The 24,720-nt window shown below is 39.3% G+C and carries 17 protein-coding genes; 4 read left to right on the top strand and 13 right to left on the bottom strand.

Annotated features, from left to right (window positions below; translation table 11 throughout):
* Positions 1 to 211: 211 nt before the first annotated feature.
* The 9 genes from arsS to D0S24_RS20140 all read right to left on the bottom strand — a co-directional run bounded on the left by arsS (position 212) and on the right by D0S24_RS20140 (position 13,923).
* Positions 212 to 1,267, bottom strand: a complete 1,056-nt coding sequence (arsS, locus tag D0S24_RS20185) for an arsenosugar biosynthesis radical SAM (seleno)protein ArsS (protein ID WP_117021644.1) — start codon at positions 1,265 to 1,267, stop codon at positions 212 to 214.
* Between the two features lie 133 nt (positions 1,268 to 1,400).
* Positions 1,401 to 1,736, bottom strand: a complete 336-nt coding sequence (locus D0S24_RS20180) for an arsenosugar biosynthesis-associated peroxidase-like protein (protein WP_117021658.1) — start codon at positions 1,734 to 1,736, stop codon at positions 1,401 to 1,403.
* Between the two features lie 193 nt (positions 1,737 to 1,929).
* The gene (locus D0S24_RS20175; protein ID WP_117021643.1) at positions 1,930 to 2,628 is read right to left on the bottom strand and encodes a DUF2064 domain-containing protein; all 699 of its coding nucleotides are present in this window, start codon (positions 2,626 to 2,628) and stop codon (positions 1,930 to 1,932) included.
* 300 nt (positions 2,629 to 2,928) lie between these two features.
* Positions 2,929 to 5,193: an Ig-like domain-containing protein gene (locus D0S24_RS20170; protein WP_117021642.1), complete on the bottom strand. Its 2,265-nt coding sequence runs from the start codon at positions 5,191 to 5,193 to the stop codon at positions 2,929 to 2,931.
* A 765-nt stretch (positions 5,194 to 5,958) separates the two neighbouring features.
* Positions 5,959 to 6,465, bottom strand: a complete 507-nt coding sequence (locus D0S24_RS20160) for an OmpH family outer membrane protein (protein ID WP_117021640.1) — start codon at positions 6,463 to 6,465, stop codon at positions 5,959 to 5,961.
* 296 nt (positions 6,466 to 6,761) lie between these two features.
* Positions 6,762 to 7,592, bottom strand: a complete 831-nt coding sequence (locus D0S24_RS20155) for a bifunctional 2-polyprenyl-6-hydroxyphenol methylase/3-demethylubiquinol 3-O-methyltransferase UbiG (protein WP_117021639.1) — start codon at positions 7,590 to 7,592, stop codon at positions 6,762 to 6,764.
* Between the two features lie 592 nt (positions 7,593 to 8,184).
* Positions 8,185 to 10,053, bottom strand: a complete 1,869-nt coding sequence (gene mnmG, locus D0S24_RS20150; RefSeq protein WP_117021638.1) for a tRNA uridine-5-carboxymethylaminomethyl(34) synthesis enzyme MnmG — start codon at positions 10,051 to 10,053, stop codon at positions 8,185 to 8,187.
* A gap of 5 nt (positions 10,054 to 10,058) precedes the next feature.
* Positions 10,059 to 10,478 (bottom strand): rRNA maturation RNase YbeY, encoded by a 420-nt coding sequence (ybeY, locus tag D0S24_RS20145; RefSeq protein ID WP_117021637.1) that lies wholly within the window; start codon positions 10,476 to 10,478, stop codon positions 10,059 to 10,061.
* Complete coding sequence (locus D0S24_RS20140) at positions 10,471 to 13,923, bottom strand: hypothetical protein (protein WP_117021657.1); 3,453 nt, start codon at positions 13,921 to 13,923, stop codon at positions 10,471 to 10,473. Before D0S24_RS20140 ends, ybeY begins: the two co-directional genes overlap by 8 nt.
* Positions 13,924 to 14,192: 269 nt before the next feature.
* Between D0S24_RS20140 and gltX the strand changes: the two genes are divergently transcribed.
* Entirely contained in the window at positions 14,193 to 15,704 is a 1,512-nt protein-coding gene (gene gltX, locus D0S24_RS20135; protein ID WP_117021636.1) for a glutamate--tRNA ligase, read from the top strand.
* A gap of 154 nt (positions 15,705 to 15,858) precedes the next feature.
* A complete protein-coding gene (locus tag D0S24_RS20130) occupies positions 15,859 to 16,788 on the top strand; it encodes an SPFH domain-containing protein (RefSeq protein ID WP_117021635.1) in 930 nt (309 codons plus the stop codon).
* Between the two features lie 89 nt (positions 16,789 to 16,877).
* On the opposite strand, the gene D0S24_RS20125 is transcribed toward D0S24_RS20130, so the two are convergent.
* The 4 genes from D0S24_RS20125 to D0S24_RS20110 form a co-directional block, all read right to left on the bottom strand.
* Positions 16,878 to 17,093: a DUF6327 family protein gene (locus D0S24_RS20125; protein WP_117021634.1), complete on the bottom strand. Its 216-nt coding sequence runs from the start codon at positions 17,091 to 17,093 to the stop codon at positions 16,878 to 16,880.
* A gap of 6 nt (positions 17,094 to 17,099) precedes the next feature.
* On the bottom strand, positions 17,100 to 17,444 hold the full coding sequence (locus D0S24_RS20120; protein ID WP_117021633.1) for a phage holin family protein: 345 nt from the start codon (positions 17,442 to 17,444) through the stop codon (positions 17,100 to 17,102).
* A gap of 10 nt (positions 17,445 to 17,454) precedes the next feature.
* Positions 17,455 to 17,784, bottom strand: coding sequence for a YtxH domain-containing protein (locus tag D0S24_RS20115; RefSeq protein WP_117021632.1), 330 nt, complete (start codon positions 17,782 to 17,784; stop codon positions 17,455 to 17,457).
* A 323-nt stretch (positions 17,785 to 18,107) separates the two neighbouring features.
* Positions 18,108 to 19,793, bottom strand: a complete 1,686-nt coding sequence (locus D0S24_RS20110) for a glutamine--tRNA ligase/YqeY domain fusion protein (protein WP_117021631.1) — start codon at positions 19,791 to 19,793, stop codon at positions 18,108 to 18,110.
* 250 nt (positions 19,794 to 20,043) lie between these two features.
* On the opposite strand from D0S24_RS20110, the gene D0S24_RS20105 reads away from it, so the two are divergent.
* On the top strand, positions 20,044 to 22,311 hold the full coding sequence (locus D0S24_RS20105) for a gliding motility-associated C-terminal domain-containing protein (protein ID WP_251795848.1): 2,268 nt from the start codon (positions 20,044 to 20,046) through the stop codon (positions 22,309 to 22,311).
* A 6-nt stretch (positions 22,312 to 22,317) separates the two neighbouring features.
* On the top strand, positions 22,318 to 24,405 hold the full coding sequence (locus D0S24_RS20100) for a type IX secretion system membrane protein PorP/SprF (RefSeq protein WP_117021629.1): 2,088 nt from the start codon (positions 22,318 to 22,320) through the stop codon (positions 24,403 to 24,405).
* Positions 24,406 to 24,720 lie beyond the last annotated feature (315 nt).

Below are 24,720 nucleotides of genomic sequence, written 5' to 3'. Positions count from 1 at the left end.
TTTGGTTTTCGGTAAAACAGACTTTTAAGTCTGTTACCCTAACTCCAATTATGGCCATTTATTTAAAAATAGATGCCAAAAATAAGTTTAAATCGATAAAATGCACTGAAAGACCAAAGTTGGGCCCTTGTTTCAACTTCAACAAACCGCTTGGTCCTTTCCGTTACGAATTACGAAGTACTGTCCTTGTATATAAAAACAAAAATAAGGATTAAGTAACGGCCCCCTGACAACTACTCCCCGCTCCTGCCGTACAACCATAACAATGCTGTGAAACTATAATGTTCCTCTCTGTCAGCATCTCTTCATTGTAGTCTTTAATATGTTTAATTTTGCTGGCCACCTTAAGGCCCAACATTTGATTAAAGTCGCAATCGTACAACCATCCATCCCAGCTCACCGAAATAGTATTGGTACACATCACGTTCTCCACTGCAGAAGGATTGTACGCCTCCACCAAGGAATACATATAATCCTCATAATTCCCGGAAGCCATCAAATAATCCAGAAAGCGTGCTATGGGCAGATTTGTTATAGCGAAGAGATTATGGAACCGAATTTCAAAATCCTCCATCAGGGCTTTTTTAAAGTCGCGCTCCAGTGCTGACTGGTCCCCAGGTAAAAAAGCACCGGACGGATTATAGACCAGATCCAATCTCAGCGGACTATCCGGCATACCATATCCAACGGCGTTCAATTCCCGGAGAGCTTTGATCGACTTATCGAACACTCCTTCTCCCCGTTGTTTGTCCGTTTTTCCACGGGTGTAATGCGGCATGGACGAAATAACATGAATATTGTATTTCTTAAAAAATTCCGGGAGATCATAATATTTCTTATTGGCCCTAATAATAGTGAGGTTGGAACGTACTATAAAATCGTTTACTCCCGCTTTGGCGGCCTCTTCCACAAACCACCTAAAATTGGGGTTCATCTCCGGGGCACCTCCTGTTAGGTCCAAGGTATGGGCCGCTGTATTGCGGATTACCTCCAGACATTGTTCCATAGTCTCCCTGGTCATTATTTCCTTTCTATCGGGACCTGCATCTACATGGCAATGTTCGCAAACCTGATTGCACATATACCCAACGTTGATCTGTAGGATTTCCAATTTTTTTGGACGCAAGGGAAACTGCCCTATTTGGGCAATTTTATCCTTAAAATAGGGCAATTCCCCATTTTCGAAAACACCCCCTTCAAGGATTTTCAATTGTTTATTATCCAAGACAAGGGAGTTTTGCCTTGCTTTTAAAGATTTTGATGCCATTTTAATTGGTCTTCGATTATTAGAAGTTCAAAGTCCCAAATAATTATTACAGAAACGGCCGACTTTAAGCACAATAGCCTGTAAAATATTCACTGGGACTTAGCTCATTGGAGCCTTGGCAAAGCCACTTATTTTACATGGATAGCTTATTGTACTTGTTCATCATTTGAACTCCATGTACCAGGGTGGCCCCGCTTTCAATTGCCGCCCCTGCATGTACGGCCTCCATCATCTCTTCCTTGGTTATTCCCTTTTGTAGACCGTCTTTGGTATAGGCATCAATGCAATAGGGACATTTTACCACATGGGCCACGGCCAAAGCGATCAAAGATTTTTCCCTGGCACTAAGAGCTCCTTCCTCAAATACCTTTCCATAGTAATCGAAAAACTTGTTTCCCAATTCTTCGCTCCATTCGGTTATATTTCCAAACTTGCGTAAATCAGCGGGGTCATAATAAGAATCTGCCATTATATTTTGTTTAGTTATTATGGGAAACCTATTTTTCATGGTTTCCGCTATTGCTAATTTGTATTATTCCCATAACCGTAAACCGAAAAATAGATGGGGACGGTGTGACGTTATACTGTGTTACTGTCCGATTACTACGGTTTTCCTTGATATGGGCGAAGATGGTTGTGGAAATTGATTTCCATAACCACTGCTAGTTGATGAAAGAGAATGGGGAGCCTTTATTAAAATAAGTGCTTTTGAATTTAAGACTTAATGAAATATATGCCTGAACTATAATTTCTATGACCGGTGTTATTAATGTAAGGATTAATCGAAATATCTTACCGGCACTATTTTTCAAGCCTTTTAGAATCCTCTTTAGATCCGCATGGGTATCCAGATCCAACAAAGCCCGAAGCTGCCATACATGTACATTGGAAGCTTCAAATAGGGCCCTAATAGTATTGGTAAGGGTATTTGATTTCCAGGGCAATTCCTTAAGGGCCATAGTATCCAACTGGCATTTATGAAGTCCGATCAGATAAAATCCACCATCCATGGAAGGACCCAGAACAGCATTCCCTGCACATATTAGCCCGGAAGCCCTTACGATATCGGAGGCCCGCAGTTGCGGTGTGTCATTGCCAATAGCGATCACCTTATCAAAGCCCATCTTAAAAATAGAGCTAAAAGCATTTACAAACCTTTCTCCAAAGCCACTTCCAATTTGCTCTTTTTCCGATATTAGAAAATAAGGAAGACCTGTTTTCCCTGCTATCTTCAAGGCATGTTCGGTTAAGCCATGGAACAAAACCCTACCCTTGGGCATAGGCTTATACTTCAATTCTTCCTTGGAGGAATTGGCAAATATTAGAATTGCAGTAGTATGTATTTTACAATGTTCCAGCATTACTACTAAAGTGGCATTATCCTATCAAAAAAACCTACGCTCTTAGTTCGTCGATGTATTTATAATTTCATTACGGCCAATATCCAATTGATTTTTCCGTTTATTCAAAATTAATCTATTTTATCTGTTATCAATATTAATTCCTTAATGAGCAGTCTTAATGGATGTGTCCTTACAATATTTCATACAGCCTACATAACGCACAATCTAAAATTATTCTGTTTCCATTATTAAAATTCTGTCAAAAAAAAATCAGTTTCAAAATTGAAACTGATTTTATTAATGGACTAAGACTAAATTTTACTCCCTTACGATTGGTATAGTCTGTTTTGAAACTGAAGATACAAGTGTCAGATAATAAACTCCTGGTATTTGTCTCCCCAAATTGGAAAGTTGCAATTCAACATCGGTTTGTGATTGCGAGGTTGTAAATTCTCCCTGTTCCAATTGGATACCAAGAGCATTGGTCACAAAATAGGTATAATAACCCGTAGTGCCTGTAGGTAATTTAAGACTAATTCTGCCATCACTTTTAACCGGGTTAGGATAGGCAATGGTTTTCGCTGCAAGTGCAGAGATAGCAGCTATCGAAAAATTAATTGTTGTATTGGCAATAATACTTCCGCTACCATTACTGCCCGAATATGCAACGGCTTTCAAACTATAGGATCCGTTGGGCAGGTTAACAGAAGCGTAATCCCCATTTGTATCACCAAATAAAGCATAAGGTGCGGTAGATTCTGTCCAACTTCTCGACAAAGCGCCCGAAAGGGTAAAAACAACACTTTGAGTATTTGTTGGTGCATTGGCCCTTACATTAACTCCCTGGGCGTCATTTGAACCTAAGGAGGTACCGTTGGAAAGTGGACCAATACTTGCATCAGTGGACGCATTGATTAGATTAAAGCTTATAGCAGAAGGTGTGGGAGTTGTAGGAGAGCCCGAACCCGCTACTATAACTATTGTACTGGTAGCCGTAGCCCCTGAATTATCGGTTACAATTACTTTTATCTCATGATTACCTGCTGAAATACCAACGATTGGATGTGGAGTATAATTGGCCCCATCCGTATCTACCAATATACCATCTACATAAATTTGATATTTCACAATACTGCCATTGGCATCGCTAGCGTTTACCCCGACAGAAACAGTACTTCCAATTGCTACTTGTTGACCATTGCTAAGGTTGGAAAAGTTAACTATTGGATTACTACCACCTCCGGTTGGAGGGGTCGGAGGAGTAGGAGAACCACTCCCAACAGTAATGTTTGCAGTTATCGAAGTACTTGCACCACTGTTATCTGTAACAGTAGCCTTTATTGAATAGCTTCCCGAACTGGTCAAGGCAAGTGAATGAGGAGTATAAGATGATCCGTCTGTGTCCACCAATACATTGTTTACAAAAATTTCATGTTTGGAAATACTGCCATCCGTATCATTTGCCGTTAGCCCTATGGCTAAACTACCGCCAATTGAAAAATTCTGTCCATTACTGAAGTTAGTAAAATTAGCTGTCGGGGGATTATTGCCAGTTGGCGGAGTTGGAACTTGGGGTGGTGTAGTACTGCCTCCAACTGTAAAATTAACCGTAGCCGAAGAACTTGTCCCATTATTGTCTGTCACCGTAGCCTTCAAGGAGTAACTGCCAGCGCTGAGTTGAGTCAGTTGATATGGTGAATAAGATGCCCCATCTGTATCAACCAAAGAATTGTTAACAAAAAGTTCATGTTTCGATATACTACCATCAGAATCACTTGCAGATAGCCCAACGGATAAACTACTCCCTACTGAAAAATTCTGTCCATTAGTGATGTTGGAGAAACTCACAGTTGGTGGAGTATTGTTTGCCGGTGGGGTTGGAGGGGTAGGAGTTGTTGGAGGGGTAGAACCACCACTACAATTTGTCTGGGCATTGGATAAATTTTGGGCACTGGATGCAGAATAGCTACCCTCCTTGTACAGAACCATTCTATCAATGGAATGTCCGGAAGATCTTCCGGAAACTTGAATTGAATAAACACCTGCTTGATTAAAGGTAGCATATATAAAATGATCATCGTGATCACTGGTCTGTGTAGACCAACTCCAATTGATGACATTAGTGAAAATTTTAAAATATCCTCCAGATGTGGCTCCATTGGCGACTGGAGATTTACCAGAACCCCCAGGATATACCCTATGCGAGCCTTTTAATCCATAAAAATCGGAAGCATTGATTTTCAACCAAGAATCGTTATGTTCTGTAGAGGGATTGGAACTAGCGATGACCCCGATTTTATTCCTCCAAATAAACCTGTAAGTTCCTGGAGAATTAATTCTCACACTATAGGTTATTACAGAGCTGCCTGGTCCTCCAAATGAATCGCTTCCCCTATAGACCAATGCCGAATTTGCAGAGGCATCCGCAACTGATTCCTTTCTCCAACTACCTGCTAATTTGGATTCCATTTCCAAAATGGCAATTCCATTTCTTTCTTCAAAATCAGCCCCTGTACATTGGGCGTAGGCCTGATAAAAAAAAACGGAGTAAATTAAAAAAAATAAAGTAATTTTTGTTTTCATAATTCATTAATGTTTGTGGGGTTAATATTAAAAAATAATTTGTTAAAAAATCTAACTAAAACAAATATGCGCTTCAGTAAGTACCTGAAAGCTAAATCTAAGCATAAAACGGACTTAAAGATTGCTCTTAATAAAATGTTAAGGGGGAATGGCGGTAAAAGTACGATGAACCTCTCGAAATTTTCGTTAATGAGATAAAATTTAACATATATTTTATGTCTACTAAGAAGTTGTACGATAAATACTTCAAATAAATAAGATTTTTCTCAAAAGACCTACCCGAGATACTTTTCCAACAACATACAATCTATTTATTTCTACAATACATATTACTAAATTCAAGTGATAATATATATAGGCCTTCCACATATAACTAGAGGAAATGCGAGTGGATTTAGATACCATGCCTATTTTGCCCAAGAAGCGATTGCTTAATAATTCCGGCTTGTGTTTGCGCTAAATTCAATATGCAATTGTATATTCTTTTTGCGATTGTTCAGTAATTCAAAATATAATATCCTAATTCGGAAGGTTTAAATTTTTATAATTATAAAACTATGAAGAAGTCTATTTACAAAAAGCGTATCCCCTAAATAAAAACCTTGCTGATCAAACACAAACAGTAGCCCTGTAATAACTAGAATGGTAATAAGGATTGGGAAAATGGTGTATAAGGAAAACATCCCCTATTACTGAAAACAAAAAACCTTCGAAGGTTGTTCCGAAGGTTTTAAATACATCTATAAAAATAAGGAACTTATTGATCTATTTCTTATAGTTATCGTTTAAAATTTTAACGATGGCATCGGTTACATTATGTGTCTCTTTGCCATATAAAACACTACCCCCGTCCCCACCGGTCAAAATAAAGGAATACCCATTTGATTCCCCATAGGCCTTGATCTGCTTTTTTACCCTAGATACCAGGCTATCCATTTCTGTTTGCCCCTGCATCTGCAATTGCTGCTCTTCCTGTTGCAGTTGTTGTCCTATAGACTGACTACGTTGCTGTAACTGCCCATACTCTTCTTGAGCTTTTGCCTGAGCCATACTTTGCGCCTTGGCTTGAAAAGCCTGGGCCTCCATTTGAAAAGCTTGGGATATACTGTCCCTTTTTTTTCCAAAAGCTTCTGTTCTTGTTTTAAACTTAGCCTCAATGTCCACTTTCTCCTGATACGTCTCCATTAACTTCACATTATCCACAAAAGCTATTTTTTCTTGTTGGCAAGATATTAATCCTGTAAATACCAACCCCAAAACTAATTTTTTCATTTTCTCTCTAGTTTAAATTTGGGCAAAAATAGAAAAGCTTTTTTAGAATAATAGAAAAATTATTATTATTCCAATAGCCGGCTATTATAAATTTTGAGCCTCTCAAAATCCCAATATGAACAATAGTAAAAAGAAGAATATATAAAATAGATAAAACTGATTATAAAACATATCAAAATTGATATAATCTATAATTAATATCGTATTTAAAGTGCCATAATGAAGCTTTTAGAAAATGTTTAATGTGCAACCTCAACCTGATAATGAAACCCTCTTAGAAAATCTTAAAACAAGGATTAACTCCTTTTTATTATATAAATTAAGGAAGAATACTCCTTGGACCACAAAGCCCGAATATTGGACATTAGCCCAATCCAAAAAGCGTTGATAAAATTTTGTTTTCCGTTCTTATGTTTCTCCGACAACAGGGCGACATAAAAGGCGTCAAAAATCATAGGCTTGGTCTTCACCACTTTCATTCCATATTTTTCAAAGATGCCCTGAACACTCTTTTGCGAAAAATGCCATAGATGCCTGGGTACATCAAAAGCGGCCCAATATTCCTTATAGTAATTGGCATCATAGGATTTAAAATTGGGAACCGCCACAACCAAAGTTCCATTATCGGTTAGGAGTCCGACCAATTTGGCTATCTGGGATTCAAGATCCGGTAAATGCTCCAGCACATGCCATAGGGTAATTACCCCAAACTTCTGACCTCTTGGAATAGCCTTTAAATCATTCAAAAGAGTTACATCCTTTACCTTTGCCTTCTGTCTGGCCAGTTCGTTAGGTTCTACACCCGTAACTTCCCAACCACAATTTTTAGTTATAGCTAAAAAATCTCCAGTACCGGCACCAACATCCAAAAGTAATTTATCCGCTGTGGCATAAGAATCGATTAGGGACAACTTGCCTTTTAGATTGTAGCGTTTTACGGCATGATACATTTTATCCACCAAGGACTTCCGTGCATCCGTATGGGAAATATAATCCTCACTTTCATAATACTTCCCAAGATTCACAGGTTGTGGTTCCGTGACCAACATATCTAAAACAGGATCGTGCAATAATTTAAACGCCTCTCCTGTGAGCGTATAATCCTTGGTTTCCAAATAAACTTTCATGCTTTGATAAACGGATAATAATAATTTTCAGAAACTACGAAGATACTTTAAAACACAAGTCTATGAAAGTGAATCAACAGGAAGATTTTAGTTTTAACAACTACCCTACCCTTGCCATTAAAATAGGCTAAGTACTAGCAACCTATAACAATCATTATACTCAAAATTAATGCACCTGAATTTAAAATATACTTAGATGCATTAACTGCCCTAAGATTAGAAAACAATTCCATTTATATTAATTCCTCTTTAACTGGAATCATATTAATATAACCCTTGAATCCATTTTTATGTATAGAAAACGATTCCATTTACAAGTACAACCCCTAAAAATTTACAACCCCGGGCTATTATTTTTATAGTAAAATTGAGAATCGGAAAACCTGAATAATCGCAATAATCATACCTAGAGGATTTTTTGGGTATAAAATTCACTATTACATTTATCGATTAAGATCTATTCAAAATCCACCCAACAAAAAAGCTGTCTGCAGATATAAACATGCAGACAGCTTTTATAAACTTAGGAGCCTTTAAATACTTTTAAAATAAAAACACTATACTACTAATGTTCCACGTGGAACATATGAATTTAACGCCCCATATAGACCAGTAAAACGCTAATATCGCTAGGAGAAACCCCGCTGATTCTAGAAGCTTGGGAAATAGTTACAGGCTGTATTGACTTCAACTTTTCACGTGCCTCATAGGAAAGGGATTTAAGCTTAGTATAATCAAAATCTTTAGGAATTTTAATATTCTCCAGTCGCTGAAGCTTATCGGCATTATTCTTTTCTTTAGCAATATACCCGGAATATTTGACTTGAATTTCTGCCTGCTCCAAAATTTCCCTATCCAAATTATTCTGCGCAACAAAGGCAGAAACCTCCTCCAATTGCAACATATGATGCATGGTTACCCTAGGTCTGGAAAACACTTTAAACATTTTGTCCGGTTGCCTAACTTTAGAGGAATCAACGCTCTCCAGTATAGGGTTGATATCTTCGGGCCTGAAACTGGTTTCCCTGAAGAAATCCACAAAAGCATTCGATTTTCGTTCCTTCTCCTCCATCTTTTCCAATCTATCTTTCTTGGCCAGTCCTATTTCAAAGCTCTTGGGCGTAAGCCTTAAATCGGCATTATCCTGCCTTAAAAGCGTCCTGTACTCCGCTCTAGAAGTAAACATTCTATAAGGCTCCTCCGTGCCCTTTGTAATGAGATCATCCACCAAAACCCCAATATAGGCCTCATCCCTATTTAATATAAAAGGGACTTTTTCATTTATTTTTAAATGGGCATTTATTCCCGCCATGAGCCCCTGTGAGGCCGCCTCCTCATAACCTGTTGTCCCATTGATCTGTCCGGCAAAATAAAGATTCTCTATTAATTTGGTCTCTAAAGTATGTTTTAATTGTGTAGGAGGAAAATAATCGTACTCGATGGCATATCCCGGTCTAAAAAACTTCACATTTTCAAAACCTTTTACGGATTTTAAAGCCTTGTATTGAACGTCCTCTGGCAGGGAAGTAGAAAATCCATTAACATATACCTCCACAGTATTCCAGCCCTCTGGCTCAACAAAAAGTTGATGGCTATCTTTATCCGCAAACCTATTGATCTTATCTTCGATAGAAGGACAATACCTAGGGCCCAAACTTTTAATCCTGCCATTGAACATAGGCGAACGATCAAAACCTTCCCTGAGCAAATCGTGCACCAAAAGACTAGTATGGGTCATATAACAATCCCTTTGATGAGTCAACGCCTTAGTGTTCATATAAGAAAATTTCTCAGGTGCCTCATCACCAGGTTGTGGAATCATCACAGAATAATCCAAGGACCGACCATCCACCCTGGGTGGCGTACCAGTCTTCATTCTACCACTATCAAAACCCAAATCTACTAATTGCTCCGTAATGCCAGTAGCTGCCTTTTCCCCTGCTCTACCACCGCCAAACTGCTTGTCCCCGATGTGGATCAAACCATTTAAAAATGTACCGTTAGTAAGGACAACTGATTTAGATCTTATTTCTAAACCTAGAGAGGTCTTCACACCCACAGCGCAACCATTCTCTACCAAAAGACTGGACACCATTTCCTGATAAAAATCCACATTTGGAGTATTCTCCAAAGCCATACGCCATTCCTCAGCAAAACGCATTCTGTCATTTTGGGTCCTAGGACTCCACATAGCAGGGCCCTTGCTTTTATTAAGCATCTTAAATTGTATGGCGCTCTTATCGCTTACAATACCACTATACCCTCCCAAAGCATCAATTTCCCGAACAATCTGTCCTTTGGCAATTCCGCCCATTGCAGGATTACAGGACATCTGCCCGATGGTCTGTAAGTTCATCGTAACCAATAAGGTCTTAGAACCCAAATTGGCGGCGGCGGCGGCGGCTTCCGCTCCGGCATGTCCAGCCCCAACAACTATAACATCATATTCCTTATCAAACATAATTTTCAATGTTCCACGTGGAACAATTTAATTTTTTCATCTTCCTTTAACCTCATTTGCAAGACCTCTTCTTCACTCTTGTCGCCATACCCTAAAAGGTGGAGTACCCCATGCGCCATAACCCTTTTTAATTCGAGTTCAAAATCAACCCTGAAATTGACGGCATTCTCCTTCACCCGCTCTACGGATATAAAGATATCCCCAGCAATTACGTTAAGGTCCCCATAAGGAAAAGTAATAATATCAGTATAAGTGTCATGATCAAGATAGTCCTGGTTTATCTTTAGGAGATACTCATCATCGCAAAAAATATAGTCCAATTGATCGCAGTCGAAACCCTCTGAAACAACTATCCTACTAATCCAATCGGCATACTTGGTTTCATCGCCTAACTCAAAATACGTCTCGTAGTGAAAATCAATCATCCATTTTAAAATAATCCTTAACCTTGATCTGAAAATTTTGATGCAAAGGTAATGCTTGTCTATTTAAAATCTCAACATCATTACGATAATTATCCAATATAGAGGGCCTAGTAAGAATAGGGTTCTTAAACGAATCCATAACGCTATTACTCTCCCTTTCTTTGGTCTTTCCCTGTTTTAAAGCGGCATTATCCAACTTTAACATTTCCCGGTTAATATTGTTCATTTTATTTATGGTCTGTTGGGTAACTCCATTTCTCAATAAATCGTTCTGGAAATCCTCCATCTGCTGTGCCAATTTCTCTCCCAGCTTACGATCATCGTTATTTATCAAATTATTCAATTGGTCTTCCAGCCTTTCCCGTAACCATTGCTGTTCCTTATAAATTTGATAAATTTCATTGAGTTCTTCCTCGCTAGGGCCTAATTGATTGCCCCCTGAGCCACCCTCGCTTCCATTTCCTCCATCTTTCACAGTATTGGATCCTTTACCCTCTTTAGCACCCTTAGTATTGCCTCCGAGACCATTCTCTCCATTTTTACCTTCTTTACCCTTGCCCGCGCTACCTTGACCACTATTCTCACCTGACCTTTCTCCCTGACCCTTTCCATTCTCTCCCTCACCGGAACTATTTCCTTCAGAGCCTTTCTTTCCCAATTCCCCCAATTTCTCGCCCAACTTCTCCTGTCCTAAAATAATATCTGGCAATTGAAAACTTTCTCCCTCACCTTGGCCCTTACTGGGACTCATACTTTGTTGTAAATTCTCCAAAACATTGGCCAAAAAATCGCTAAGGCTATTGGAGGCGTTCAACACATACTTCTGATAGGAAGCCCCTTGGTAAATTTCACTCTCGGCCATACTCTCCAAGGCCTTATCCACATTATAATACACTTCAGTAATTTGTTCGTTGACGAATTCTGAAAGTTCGGCTTGCCTTAAGGATAGGGCAAACAAACTATCATCTACATGCTTGAACAAATCCCTTAGCTCTTGCTGCTTTATAATACCGGCACTATTTACAGTACCGGACAATTCTGTCTGCCCTAAACTCTTATACAAAGCCTCCTGCTTAAAAGAGAATGTAATTAAATTGTCCAACAACTGCCTTAACATCTCAGCGTCTTCTGCAGTAGAACCACCACCACCACCAGACGCGGCAGACAACAAATCTACGGAAAGTTCCTTCATCTTCTTAGCAGCAGACTTTTGTTTAGACCTAACTCTATCAGAAGAAGATCTATCACTACCTGTGTGCCTATCCAATTCTTCCATAACATCCTTTTGGTCTTTCTTTACGTCCTCAACCTTGCCAATATCAAGCTTTAAATCCAATGGCTTCCTTAGGCTAGAAATATCCTTCAACAATTCCTCAACCTCCTTACTTATCTCCTCAAATTGAGATCTCAAGCTATCCTGTTCCTTTAGTTCAAGGTTAGATTCCAATTCCTTCTCTGCCAAAACCTCCTGTTCTTTGGACAAAATGTCCAAATCCTCGCCTAACTGCTTGGCCTTTTGCTGTACATAATACCTTTTAGTGAGTTCCAACAACTGTACAAGGTTACGATCTGCATTCTTTTGTTTCTTTCCTAGTTCATCCAAGCGTTTGGCCAATTCATCTTTGTCCAATTTCTGGGCCAATTCATTTAACTCTTCTAACAACTTCTCATTCTTCCTAGCATCTAATTCCTGTCTCTCCAACCGTTCCCCAAGTAATTTTTTTAATGTACTGTCCTCTACTAATTTCTTAAGATTATCCTTCAATTGACCACTAAACTTTTTCATCAAATCCTCTTGCACTTCCTGCTGCCTCAAAAAATCCTTAACTTTAATTTGATCCGAAAAACTAAGTATACTATTTTCCCTTTCTTTTCTGCTAATTTCCTTTAATCTCTCCTGTTGTTCTTTTGACATCTCCAATGACCTATCCAGATTCTCAAGAATCGATCTTTGATAAACCAACTCCCTCTTTTTCAGTTGTTTATCATTTAAAATAGAGGTGCTAAAAATTTGGCTTTTGGTAACTTTACCATTGTGGATAGCATCATTATCCATTACCTCAAAATAATAAACATATTCCTTACCCTCTTCCAAATCCAAACCAGATGGAAAAGTGTAATAAAATTTATCATAATTCGCATTCGGATTGGAGAGGACCAAAACCTTTTTGTTGTCTTGCTCTTTTTGGTAATAAATCAATCTAACCGTACTCAATTGATAATCATCGGTAGCTTCGCCCACAAAATAGGACAAATTCGGATTTAAGGAATCCAAGACCTGATCTACCTGTAAAGTTGGATAAGCATCTTTAACCACTTCAAAACGATATCCCAAACGTTCATAATTCTTGGCGTTGCCGTTGGAAATGGACAATTCATAATCAAGATCTGAAAAAACCCGCTTGTCAAAAGTAAATACATCGCCCGAACTACTAAAATCCGTTATACTATCTTCAACCTGAAAAACCACATTATCGGTTGATTTGGTCCGTATCTTCCATGAAACCCTTGTGCCTTCAGGAAAAACTGCATTTCCGGTACTCAATATCACCTCATCCTGCTTAAAAGTATAATCAGGATAATCCAACACCATATTAAAATCAAGAATACTAGGAGCAGATAGAACATTTAAATAATACTCCTTTGACCTAAACCCATTGGCAACAAAATAAAAAGCCGAGCTCTCAATGGGAGGATTAAACATGTATTGGAAAAAACCGTCCTTGGTCTGCAATAGAAGCTCTTTCCCATTGACCACTATAGAAATCGATTCGGGCTTTATCCGCCCTTCAGTGGTCACGGAAACAGTCAGAGATTCACCCTCAAGAACGTCCAAAGTAGTAGAAAACACCTTAAAGGTAAAAGGTGCCGGCGGCTCGTATGCCAAATCGTAATTCACCACCCTTTGATAGGAACTAAAATAGGACACCACATCACCAGCAAGCCAAATTAACCCAACTATAAAAAAAGGAATCAATAAAAATTTGGTATACCGTATACTATCCTTAAAATCAATGGCATTGACAAAAGGCACCATACTCAAGTCGGTAGATCTTTGTTGTATACTGGCCAACAACAATTCGGACTTATGAGAACATTCGGCCAATTCCAAAAGATTAAAAAGCTTATCGTCCACCCCAGCAAAATGCTTGCCGATCAGCAAGGAAGCCTCCTTGTTGGTTAAACCACGTCTCCATCTAAACAAAAAGAACAATGGGGTAATAATATATTTCCACAAAAAGAACAGTTCCACTCCAACAAACAGAATCAATAGAACCAACCTCCCTAGAGAATTCAACCAAAGAAAATATTCTATTCCCAAGATTACTAAAAAGAAAAGCAACCCCAAGGTCACAAAAAGTATCACACCCTTAAGCAACATCTTGGTATAGAACTTTGCAATAAAGGCATTCAACTTTTCTAAAATAGTACTATAATTATCCAAAATAACCCATTTTATAACCAAGGTACGAAAAAGCACTCTAGTGCGTTGATCCGAAAGAAAGATGATTAAAATATTTCTTCTATTTCTTGTTTGGATTAGGAAAAAATTGATAGCATAGCAATGGCTACGATGAAAATTTAACGAAGTACAAAGAAAAAAGAGTGGAAATTAGTTGGCTTTTTTACAGGTCACCACACTTTTCCCAAAGCACTCCGAACCCAATAACAAAATAGAACGCTTTATGTATCTTTGTGCAAAAATAATTCTTCATGACCAAGAAAGTAAGAGTCCGCTTTGCTCCAAGTCCAACAGGACCCCTACATATAGGAGGTGTTAGAACCGCCTTATTCAATTATTTGTTCGCCAAAAAGCATCAGGGCGATTTTATTTTAAGAATTGAGGATACGGACCAAAATCGGTATGTAGAAGGTGCAGAACAATATATGATAGACGCCCTAAATTGGTGTAACATCCCTTATGATGAAGGTCCAGGAAAAGATGGAGGTTATGGCCCGTACAGACAAAGCGATAGAAAGGAGCTATACAAAAAATATGCGGATACCCTTATTTACAAGGGTCATGCTTACTACGCCTTTGATACCAGTGAAAATTTGGATTTTCATAGAAAAGACCATGAAGAAAAAGGTAAAACCTTTATATACAACCATCACAACAGGTTAAAGCTTTCCAACTCTTTATCCCTGACCCCAGAAGAAACAAATGCAAAACTGCAGGCCGGGCAAGAATTTGTTATACGTTTTAAAACTCCTCAAAACACCGAATTACACCTGACCGATATCATACGGGGCGAAATTAAAATAGATACCAATACTTTGGACGACAAGGTTTTGTTTAAGAGCGATGGTATGCCTACCTACCATTTGGCCAATATTGTTGATGATCATTTAATGGATATTACCCATGTGATCCGTGGGGAGGAATGGTTGCCCTCTTTGGCCCTTCACCAACAACTCTACGATGCCTTTGGATGGGAATCGCCAAAATTCGCCCATTTGCCCCTAATAATGAAGCCAGTGGGCAAAGGAAAATTAAGCAAAAGGGATGGAGAGAAAATGGGATTTCCGGTTTTTCCCTTTACCTGGAAGGAATCTATAGGCTACAGGGAGGCAGGATATTTTCCGGAAGCCGTTATCAATTTTTTGGCACTGCTGGGCTGGAATCCGGGTACGGAACAGGAAATATTTTCTTTGGAGGAACTGGTTGCCGCTTTCAGCCTGGAAAGGGTAAACAAATCAGGAGCACGTTTTGATCCGGACAAAACAAAATGGTACAATCAGCACTACATGCAGACGCGGGACAATACCGAACTTGCCAATAGTTTTTTGCAGATCTTAACAGCCAAGGGAGTGGATTTGCCAAAGGACAGAGATAATGCACATTACGTAATACAGGTAGTCCGCTTAATCAAGGAGCGGGCTACTTTTGTAAACGATTTTTGGGAATTGGGAAATTACTTCTTTATTGCTCCGACCGCTTATGATGAAAAAGCAGTTAAAAAGCAATGGAAGGAGGACTCTCCCAGTATTATGGGCAAAATAGCAGCATTCTTGGAAGGTACGGAAGACTTTGCATCGGAAAACCTGGAAACGCAGGTAAAACAATGGATTTCGGAAAATGGGCTATCCTTTGGAAAAGTCATGCCCCCTTTACGCTTGGTGATTGTTGGAGAGATGAAAGGGCCACATATTTTCGATATTATGTCATTAATAGGTAGGAAAGATTGTATCAACAGAATAAAAACGGCCATTGCTGCCCTATAAACTAGGTAGTAAGCGAGAATGCCCCATATTAAAAGACCCATTAGGCAGTTCGTATTTTTGTTGTAAAAGATTGATTTTATAACATATTTCCCAAAATTGCGACAAATCTACCCAGACTTTTGTACTTTCATTAACTAATTTTAAACACTAAATCATGGGTTCTTTCTTACTTATTCCGATATTACTTTTCGGTTTTATTATTCTTTTTTCCTCCTTTTTTACGGTAAAACAGCAAACTGCTGTTATTATCGAGCGCTTTGGCAAATTCAATAGCGTAAGAACATCCGGTCTGCAAATGAAAATTCCATTGGTAGATCGTATCGTTGCCCGTGTAGGGCTTAAAATTCAACAATTGGATGTAATTGTTGAGACGAAGACACTGGACGATGTTTTTGTAAAGCTTAAAATATCCGTTCAATATGTTGTCCTAAAGGACAAAGTGTACGAAGCATTTTATCAATTGGAATACCCCCATGATCAAATAACCTCCTACGTTTTCGATGTTGTCCGTGCCGAAGTTCCTAAAATGAAGCTGGACGATGTTTTCGTAAAAAAAGATGATATAGCCATTGCGGTAAAAACCGAACTTCAAGATGCCATGTTGGATTACGGCTATGATATTATTAAAACCTTGGTAACGGACATTGACCCGGATGCACAGGTAAAAGAAGCCATGAACCGCATTAATGCCTCGGAAAGAGAAAAAATTGCCGCACAGTTTGAAGGGGATGCCGCCCGTATCCTTATCGTTGAAAAGGCAAAGGCGGAAGCTGAAAGCAAACGACTACAGGGACAAGGTATTGCCGATCAACGTAGGGAAATTGCACGTGGCCTTGAGGAATCCGTAGAGGTATTGAACAAAGTGGGCATAAACTCCCAGGAAGCCTCGGCCCTAATTGTGGTTACACAACATTATGACACCCTACAGTCTATAGGGGAAGCAACCAACACCAATTTAATACTATTGCCCAATTCGCCTCAGGCAGGAAGCGATATGCTAAATAACATGGTGGCCTCCTTTACCGCAAGTAATATGATAGGGGAATCCATGAAGACCCAAAATAAAAAGAAGGATTCCAAATAGTCCAACAAATCTTCTCAATCAAAACCCTTTTACAATTTGTTTACTACAAATTGTAAAAGGATTTTAAAATAGCCTAAAATTAGGGGAAATTAACTAAACCTTTTCAATATTTTCTTTGCCACAAAGGAAATAATCAATTTTTGGGCTATACCGCCTACACCCCCCAATAAATTAGTGGGGTAAAAGTTAGCCTTGGTCCTGTTCACATGCAGTCGCAATTGCTCCCTATCAATTTCCCTCTGTAATTTTAAAATTGCCAACTTTTGATCTATTTCATCAAATGATGTAAAAACATGCTTTTCCATAAACCATCAATCAAAATAATATTCAGAAAACTTCCTTAACATAAGCCTGTCCAACAAATTTCTATATAAATAAAATATAATTCCAACTAAAATATAAAACAGCCCTACAAACAAAAATCCTAAAAAAGTGTTTTCCAACCATAATCCAATTCCATATGCCGCTGCAAAGGACAACATAAATAAGGCGAGTAAGGCTATACTTCCCAACATCAACATCTTGGCAAAGGAAGTTATGCTTCGCATTCCAATCTTAAACCCTTGGAGCTTATAATACTCCCCGGTATTTTCTAAATAGGATCGAATATCGCTATCAACTTCAGCAAGATTTTCCTTTATTTCTTCCAAGGCCATTTAGCTGTTGTTATTTTTGCAATGCTGCATTCTTATTCTTTAGATCGGCCAACTTCTTTTCCAAGGCAGTAATAATATCATCCGCCTTATAGCTCATATTGGAGATTGTTTCTTCCAATTTATGTTCAAAGTCGACTTTCTTGGCCTCTGCCGTTTTGGTCAGTTCTTCCTTTGCATGCGATATCCTATTGGTAATATCATCTGTTGTTTCCATGGCCTTTCTCTTGATCTTCTTCCTGGTCTTGGTCCCTTTGTCGGGAGCATACAAAATTCCTATTCCGGCACCGATCGCCGCTCCGGTCAACAAGGCCAATAAAGTATTTCCACTATCGTTTGTCATAATTATTAATTTATAGTTACTACTCTTAGATTAAACTACGCCCTTCCTATTTCCAGTTCAGAAATTTACCAAAGGGTGTAAAATTCAAAGTTAGGAAAAGTAAAGCCTAAGGATTAACGCTATCCATCAAACTTTTAATCCAAACTCCCCCAAAGACTAATTTTATAACCAAAAACGCATTAAAAGCCCTATAGGCTCTAAAAATACCAATTGTTATAGGATTACCTTAAGCAATAAAAAAACCATAGCAGAGCTGAGCTATGGTCTTCAATTTTAATAGAAAATACCAATTGCTGTATACCAATGTATAAACTTAATCTATATTAATTTTTATCCTGAATTTTGGCCCAGGTATCCTTTAGACCCACCGTTCTATTAAAAACCAATTTCTCCGGTTTACTATCCGGATCAATATTAAAATATCCCATTCGCTGAAATTGAAATCGGTCTCCAATTTTAGCCTCTGCCAAACTTGGTTCAACAAAGGCCGGGATAATCTGTAAGGAATCAGGATTAATAAACTCCAAGAAATCCCTGTCCTTATGTGCATCTGGTGTTTCATCTGTAAAAAGGCGATCATATAACCTTACTTCGGCCTTATGGGCATGCCTTTCGGAAACCCAATGCAAAGTTCCTTTTACCTTTCTCAAACTTTCTTCAGTACCGCTTCCGCTTTTGCTCTTAGGGTCATAAGTGCATTGCACTTCAATAATATTCCCATCGGTATCTTTAGTGCAGGACTCGGCCTTTATAATATATCCATTCTTTAAACGCACCTCGCCACCTAGTTTTAGCCTAAAGAATTTTCTATTTGCCTCTTCCATAAAATCCTCTTTTTCAATATACAGCACCCTGGATATTGGAAGTTTTCTAAAGCCGGCCGACTCGTCTTCGGGATTATTTTCCGCTTCCAGCCATTCTTCCTGGCCCTCAGGGTAATTGGTCAATACAACCCTTAATGGGTTTAAAACGCCCATCACCCTTGGTGCAATCTTGTTCAAATGCTCTCTAACATGAAATTCCAGTAAGGAAACATCCACTACGTTTTCCCTTTTGGCGATACCTATAGTTTCCGCAAAATGCCTGATGGATTCAGGGGTGTAGCCCCTTCTCCTCAGTCCTGATATTGTAGGCATTCTAGGATCGTCCCAACCATTTACAAAACCTTGCTCCACCAATTGAAGCAACTTGCGCTTGCTCACTACGGTATGGCTAAAATTTCTTCTGGCAAACTCCCTTTGTTTAGGGCGTACCCTATTTTCGTCTACCACCTGGTCCAAAAACCAATCGTATAACTCTCTATGCATAGCAAATTCCAAGGTACACAAAGAATGCGAAACTTGCTCGATATAGTCGCTCTCTCCATGTGTCCAATCGTACATTGGATAAATACACCAATCGGTATTTGTACGGTGATGTGCCCTGTACAGAATACGGTACATTATGGGATCGCGCATCAACATATTGGAAGAGGACATATCCACTTTTGCCCTTAAAACATGTTCACCTTCCTTGAACTTCCCTTCCCTCATTGCCTGGAACAACTGCAGATTTTCCTCTACGGAACGGTTTCTGAAAGGACTTGGGGTACCGGCCTCTGTGGGGGTTCCCTTTTGAAGAGCAATATCCGCAGAAGATTGACTATCTACATAGGCCTTGCCCATTTTTATCATTTCAATTGCCCAATCATATAAATGTTGAAAGTAATCCGAAGCAAAACATTCCTTGTCCCATTCGTAACCAAGCCATTTTACGTCTTCCTTAATGGCATCTACATATTCCTGTTCCTCCTTGGCAGGGTTGGTATCATCAAAACGTAAATTAACGGGAGCCCCATACCTCAACCCCAAACCGAAATTAAGGCAGATCGAACTCGCATGCCCAATGTGCAAATAGCCATTTGGTTCAGGGGGAAATCTAAATCTCAGCTTGTCTTTTGGAAAGCCGTTCCCTAAATCCTCCTCAACAATATGCTCTATAAAATTTAGGGATTTTAATGCTTCGTTCATATTCTCTTTTTTGATGGGCAAATGTAGGTAAAATGCAGGTAAAGCTTACGATAAATTGTATATACCATACAATAAAGTGGGTTTCACAACAGATTTAAATGCCCTTACAACTTTAAATTTCCTGTCTACCGTTTAAATAACATATTTGTAGTTGAATACTTTGTGATTCAATGTATTGCCAAATCTTGAAAAAAGTTATCTCATAATTATCAACAATAAAGCCGGTAGTAAACCCTAACTACAACATCCCATGAACACGAACAAAAAAAATAACCTACTAATTTTCGTTCTCACGTTGATGCTGTTGGGTACAAGCTACATTTCAGCCCAGACCTTGAACAAACCCACTCCTGCGGACAACCCCAATGAGGCAGGCAATTCTGTTTGGACCGCTGCCTGTGCCTCCGCCACCTTTAACGAATACTACATAAATTTCACTTGGCTGCCTACAGTAAACAGCGATAATGAATTTATTTTAGAACTATCCAATGCCTCCGGTGCTTTTGACAGCCCCAAGGAATTGGCCCGCGTAGCCGATAAAAACTCGGACTTCGACTTTGAATTTTCGTTTGCACTGCCCACGGATACCAGAGGAGATAGTTACAGGTTTAGGGTTAGAAGTACCAGTCCGGCCAAAACAAGTCCTGTTTCAGATGCCTTTGAAATGTATTATTTTGACTTCAATTCCACGCTGGCCATCAGGGAATTTGGCGACACCGGAACTCCATCGGCACAAAAAATACAGCTTTGCAATGGAGGAACAACTACCCTGGAAGTCTATAATGTACCCAATGCAGAAACCTACCGGTATAATTGGTACAGAAATACTTCCCCCTTTACCAGTAGTGGAAACGGATCCTCCATTGAAGTTTCAGAAAGTGGTTACTATGTTGTGGAATTGGATTACGGTAGCACCTGTTCCGGATCTGCCAATACCCAATCGCTCTCCATTGAGGTTCAAATAGGGACCAGCGTAGGTCTGGCACTTCACCAACCTGCCGAAACCGCATGGTGTTCAGGCCAAAGTTATGCTCCCCTTGAAGCCAACATGAATTATCCTGACCTTGCCTACACCTGGTACAAAGGAGCCACAATTGTTCAACCAAGTACCTTAGGTGCCTACACCTATTCCATAGATACCAATAACGCCAATTTCCCAGGCGACTATTCGGTTAAAATTCAGGGAGATGGCATTTGTACAGAAACTTCCAACACCGTAAGCATTACCAATGCCGGAAATTTTATCGTTTCCAGAGACAATCCGGCAAACCTGGTTATACTACCGGGGGCTACTGCCAATTTAACTGCTTCTTCCGATGCAGCATTGGTAAGCTACCAATGGTATAAGGATAACACAATTATACCTGGGGCCACAAACAGCACCTATACGGCAAATGCAGTGGGCGACTATTATGCCGCAGTCACCTTAAGTGGTGGTGCCTGTACCGCTGCTACCAAGAACACGGAAACGACCAAAGTGGTACACCCGGATTCCTTTGAACTAATTACCAACTACACTACAGAATATACCGATTGTATTAATACGAGTGTGGCTTTAGAAATAAGCACAATAAACGCCGTTCTATCCGATGGTTCCAAAACCGATGTAACCGCAGATTTAAAAAATAATTTCACCTACCAATGGACAAGGGACGGGGTTGATATCCCGGCTGCCAATGGAAGTAATATCAGTTTAACGGATACCGATGAAAATGGGGAATATAAGGTTAAAGGTACATTGGACAGTTTTAACGCTACCTCCAATGCCTTGGCTGTGCGCTTATTGACCAACGAGACCTTAACCCTATCATCCACTGCTACGGTAATCTGCAACTCGGCTGAGGCCATAGAAATTACTACGACCACAACACTAACGGGGGAAAGCTTTGAATGGTTTAAAGATGGGGTAAATTTAAATACTTCGAACGAATCACTATCGGTTACCGCCCCAGGCTCCTATCAACTATTAGTACAGAAAAACGGTTGCGATCTGTGGTCCAATGAAATCGTTATTTCTACTTTGGATGATTCCTTGATAGCACTTAGCACAAACAATAACGAAGTAGTATTTCCTGAAGGGGGCAGCAAAATTATCTCTGCCAGTGGGGGAACAAGTTATAAATGGTATGACCAGAACAATGTTATGCTAAGCGACTCGGATACTGTTTCCATTACACAGGAAGGCAGTTATATGGTAACTGCCACTATTGACAACTGTGAGGTTACCAAAACATTCTCGGCCTCATATCAAGACACTTTTGGTATCCCAAATGTAATCACTGTCAATGGGGACGGCTACAACGATCAATGGATTATTCCCAATACTTATACTAAAGACCCCAGCATTTCAGTTATCATCTATAACGACAAAGGGGAAGAAGTACTTAGCCAGAATCAATACAAGAATAATTGGCCCGAAGCTTCCATGAAATTCCCGAAACAGAATATGGTCTTTTATTATACCATAAAAAATGCCAAGGAAACCTTGAAGAAAGGTACTATTACAGTAATACGTTAATACACCATGTTTAAGAAAACTTATTTATATATATTATTTTTTTTACTATGCCTATCCCAGGTTACCGGACAGGAGGAAAGTCCGTTTGTTTCTTACGATGTTCCTTCTCAGAACCTCCTAAAATTCAATAGATTTCTTATTAATCCCACATTTTCTACTGTAAGGGAAGACAAATCTTATATAAACCTATTACACAGAAACCAATCGGTATCCTTTAATGATAACAACCAAGACTATTTCCTAAGTTATAGTGGACGTGTCAATGACCGCAGCGGTTTGGGACTTAGCTTATACACCCAAAGGGAAGGATTAATATCCAACTACGGCGTTCTGGCCAACTACGCCTATGGCATTAAACTAAGTGAAAAAAGCAATTTTACCTTTGGTGCCAATCTCGCCTATTACAACAGTGGATTCGATAGAGGCAGGGCCAATGCTCTGGATCCCAATGATCCGGCATTAAATGGGCTACAGGATTCCAATCTTTTGTCCTTTCAACCTGGGTTCAATATTTCCTTTGGGAAGTTCGATTTTGGGATTTTCGCAGAAAACCTGTTCGACTACAACCTAAAGACCAGTGAAACAATTACCGAATTTGGAGACAAAACCTTTTCAGGACACCTCCAATATACCTATCAGTTAGAAAATGGTGCCGGTATCTTTGAAGCAGGACGCTTAATGCCTTTGGCAAGAGTTCGAAAAATTGGTAACGAAGAGGTCGTCTTAGGTGGTAGCCTTATCCTGGATCTGCCTAAATTAGGTTGGCTACAAGGGGGGTATGATAGTTTCTATGGCGCTTCCGCCGGTATTGGTTTTAATATTAACCGCAGGCTTTCCTTAGGTTATACGATGGAAAAAGGCCTTTCCAACAATTTTGACAATTTTGGATTAACGCATGAAATATCTTTCGCCTATTCCATAACCCCAAACCTAACAGAAGATCGCGTAATGCTGGAAGAAGGCTATGAGGAACTGGCGGAAAATGAAGAAGAACAGGAGAATACCCTTACTGCACAAGAACTGGAAATTGATAAACTGAAGAAGGCACTGGCCGAGAACGATGCCATATTGGCCGAATTAATGTTCCGTCAGGATTCAACGGAAACCAACCGACAAAAAGATTTGGAGCGCAGGTTTGAAATGGTAATGAAAATGGTCCGCGAAGAAACGCAGGGCAAGCGTCCGGACATTGAGGAGAAAGCCAAGAAGATGTACCTAGTAAACAATGAAAACGGGGGGCTGACCGCTAATTCCAAACCCAGCGCCAATGAAAATAGACCGAACGTTATAAATCCTGTTGCCAAAGCGAAGGATGCAATAGCCACTAAGGATGTTGAAACCAAAATCACCCCAAAAACAAGTACTGAAAAACATGAACCTGATGAGTTTACAAGAGTAGCCCAACAAAATAATATTAAGAGTAGAAAATTCAGAAATCTGGACGGAGTAGCAGAAGGATACTATGTTGTGGCCAATGTCTATAAAGGCGAAAAATATCTAAATAAGTTCGTAGAGGAACTTGCCAATACAGGAGTTAAGGCAGATTATTTCGAAAATTCCAATAATGGACTTAAATATGTTTATTTAGAACGGTATGATACTTGGCAAGAGGCTCTGGCCGCCCATAAATCGAACATTAATGGCACCTATACCAAAGATATGTGGATTATGAACGTGGACAATACCCGATATTCGGACACAGATAAGGCCTATGTGGAAAACGTAAATAAAATCAAGGAAAAATCATCAAAATATGCTCTGGACAAACTTCAGAAAAATGTTGTGGTCAAGGACAATGTAACCTCCAATGATCCTACGGCCAAAGTCTATAAGATAAATAATCTGGGAACAGGATATTATATAATTGCCAATGTGTTTGCCAATGCAAACAATGCCAATAGATTTGTAAAAATGTTGAACGCCCAGGGGCTAAGCGCCAGTTATTTCATCAATCCTGAAAATAACTACCGCTATGTTTATCTAAAAAGACACGAATCCTGGAACAATGCATTGGTTTCCTACTACTCCAAAATTAACGATACTTACACCGATAAAATGTGGATTATGAAGGTAACCCCTGGCCAGATAAGTTAATAGCAGGTCGGTGGTGTATTATCATAAGATTTTGAAGTGATCCGAAAGAACTTCAATTGTCGGCACCCGGACACAATTCTTCAATTTTTGATATGTAAGTAAATTCTTTCGTATTCATTATCGCTCAGCAAAGAGAAATCTAAAAAATTTTACTCTGCAATTAATGCGTTTCACAACATAATATAACACCCCTACAACAATAAATTCCACACCTCACTATTAAGATTAATATTTGTTATGAATGTTCGGTTTTTGGAAACTTATCAAGAATGTTTTTAACAATATCAGATTAAGATCCCAAAACCCCAACTTTCC

Origin of the sequence: Arenibacter sp. P308M17, from assembly GCF_003426735.1 — a bacterium.
Classification (GTDB): Bacteria; Bacteroidota; Bacteroidia; order Flavobacteriales; family Flavobacteriaceae; genus Arenibacter.
The sequence above is the reverse complement of the archived record's forward strand: the minus strand, read 5'-3'. Positions and strand labels throughout refer to the sequence as shown.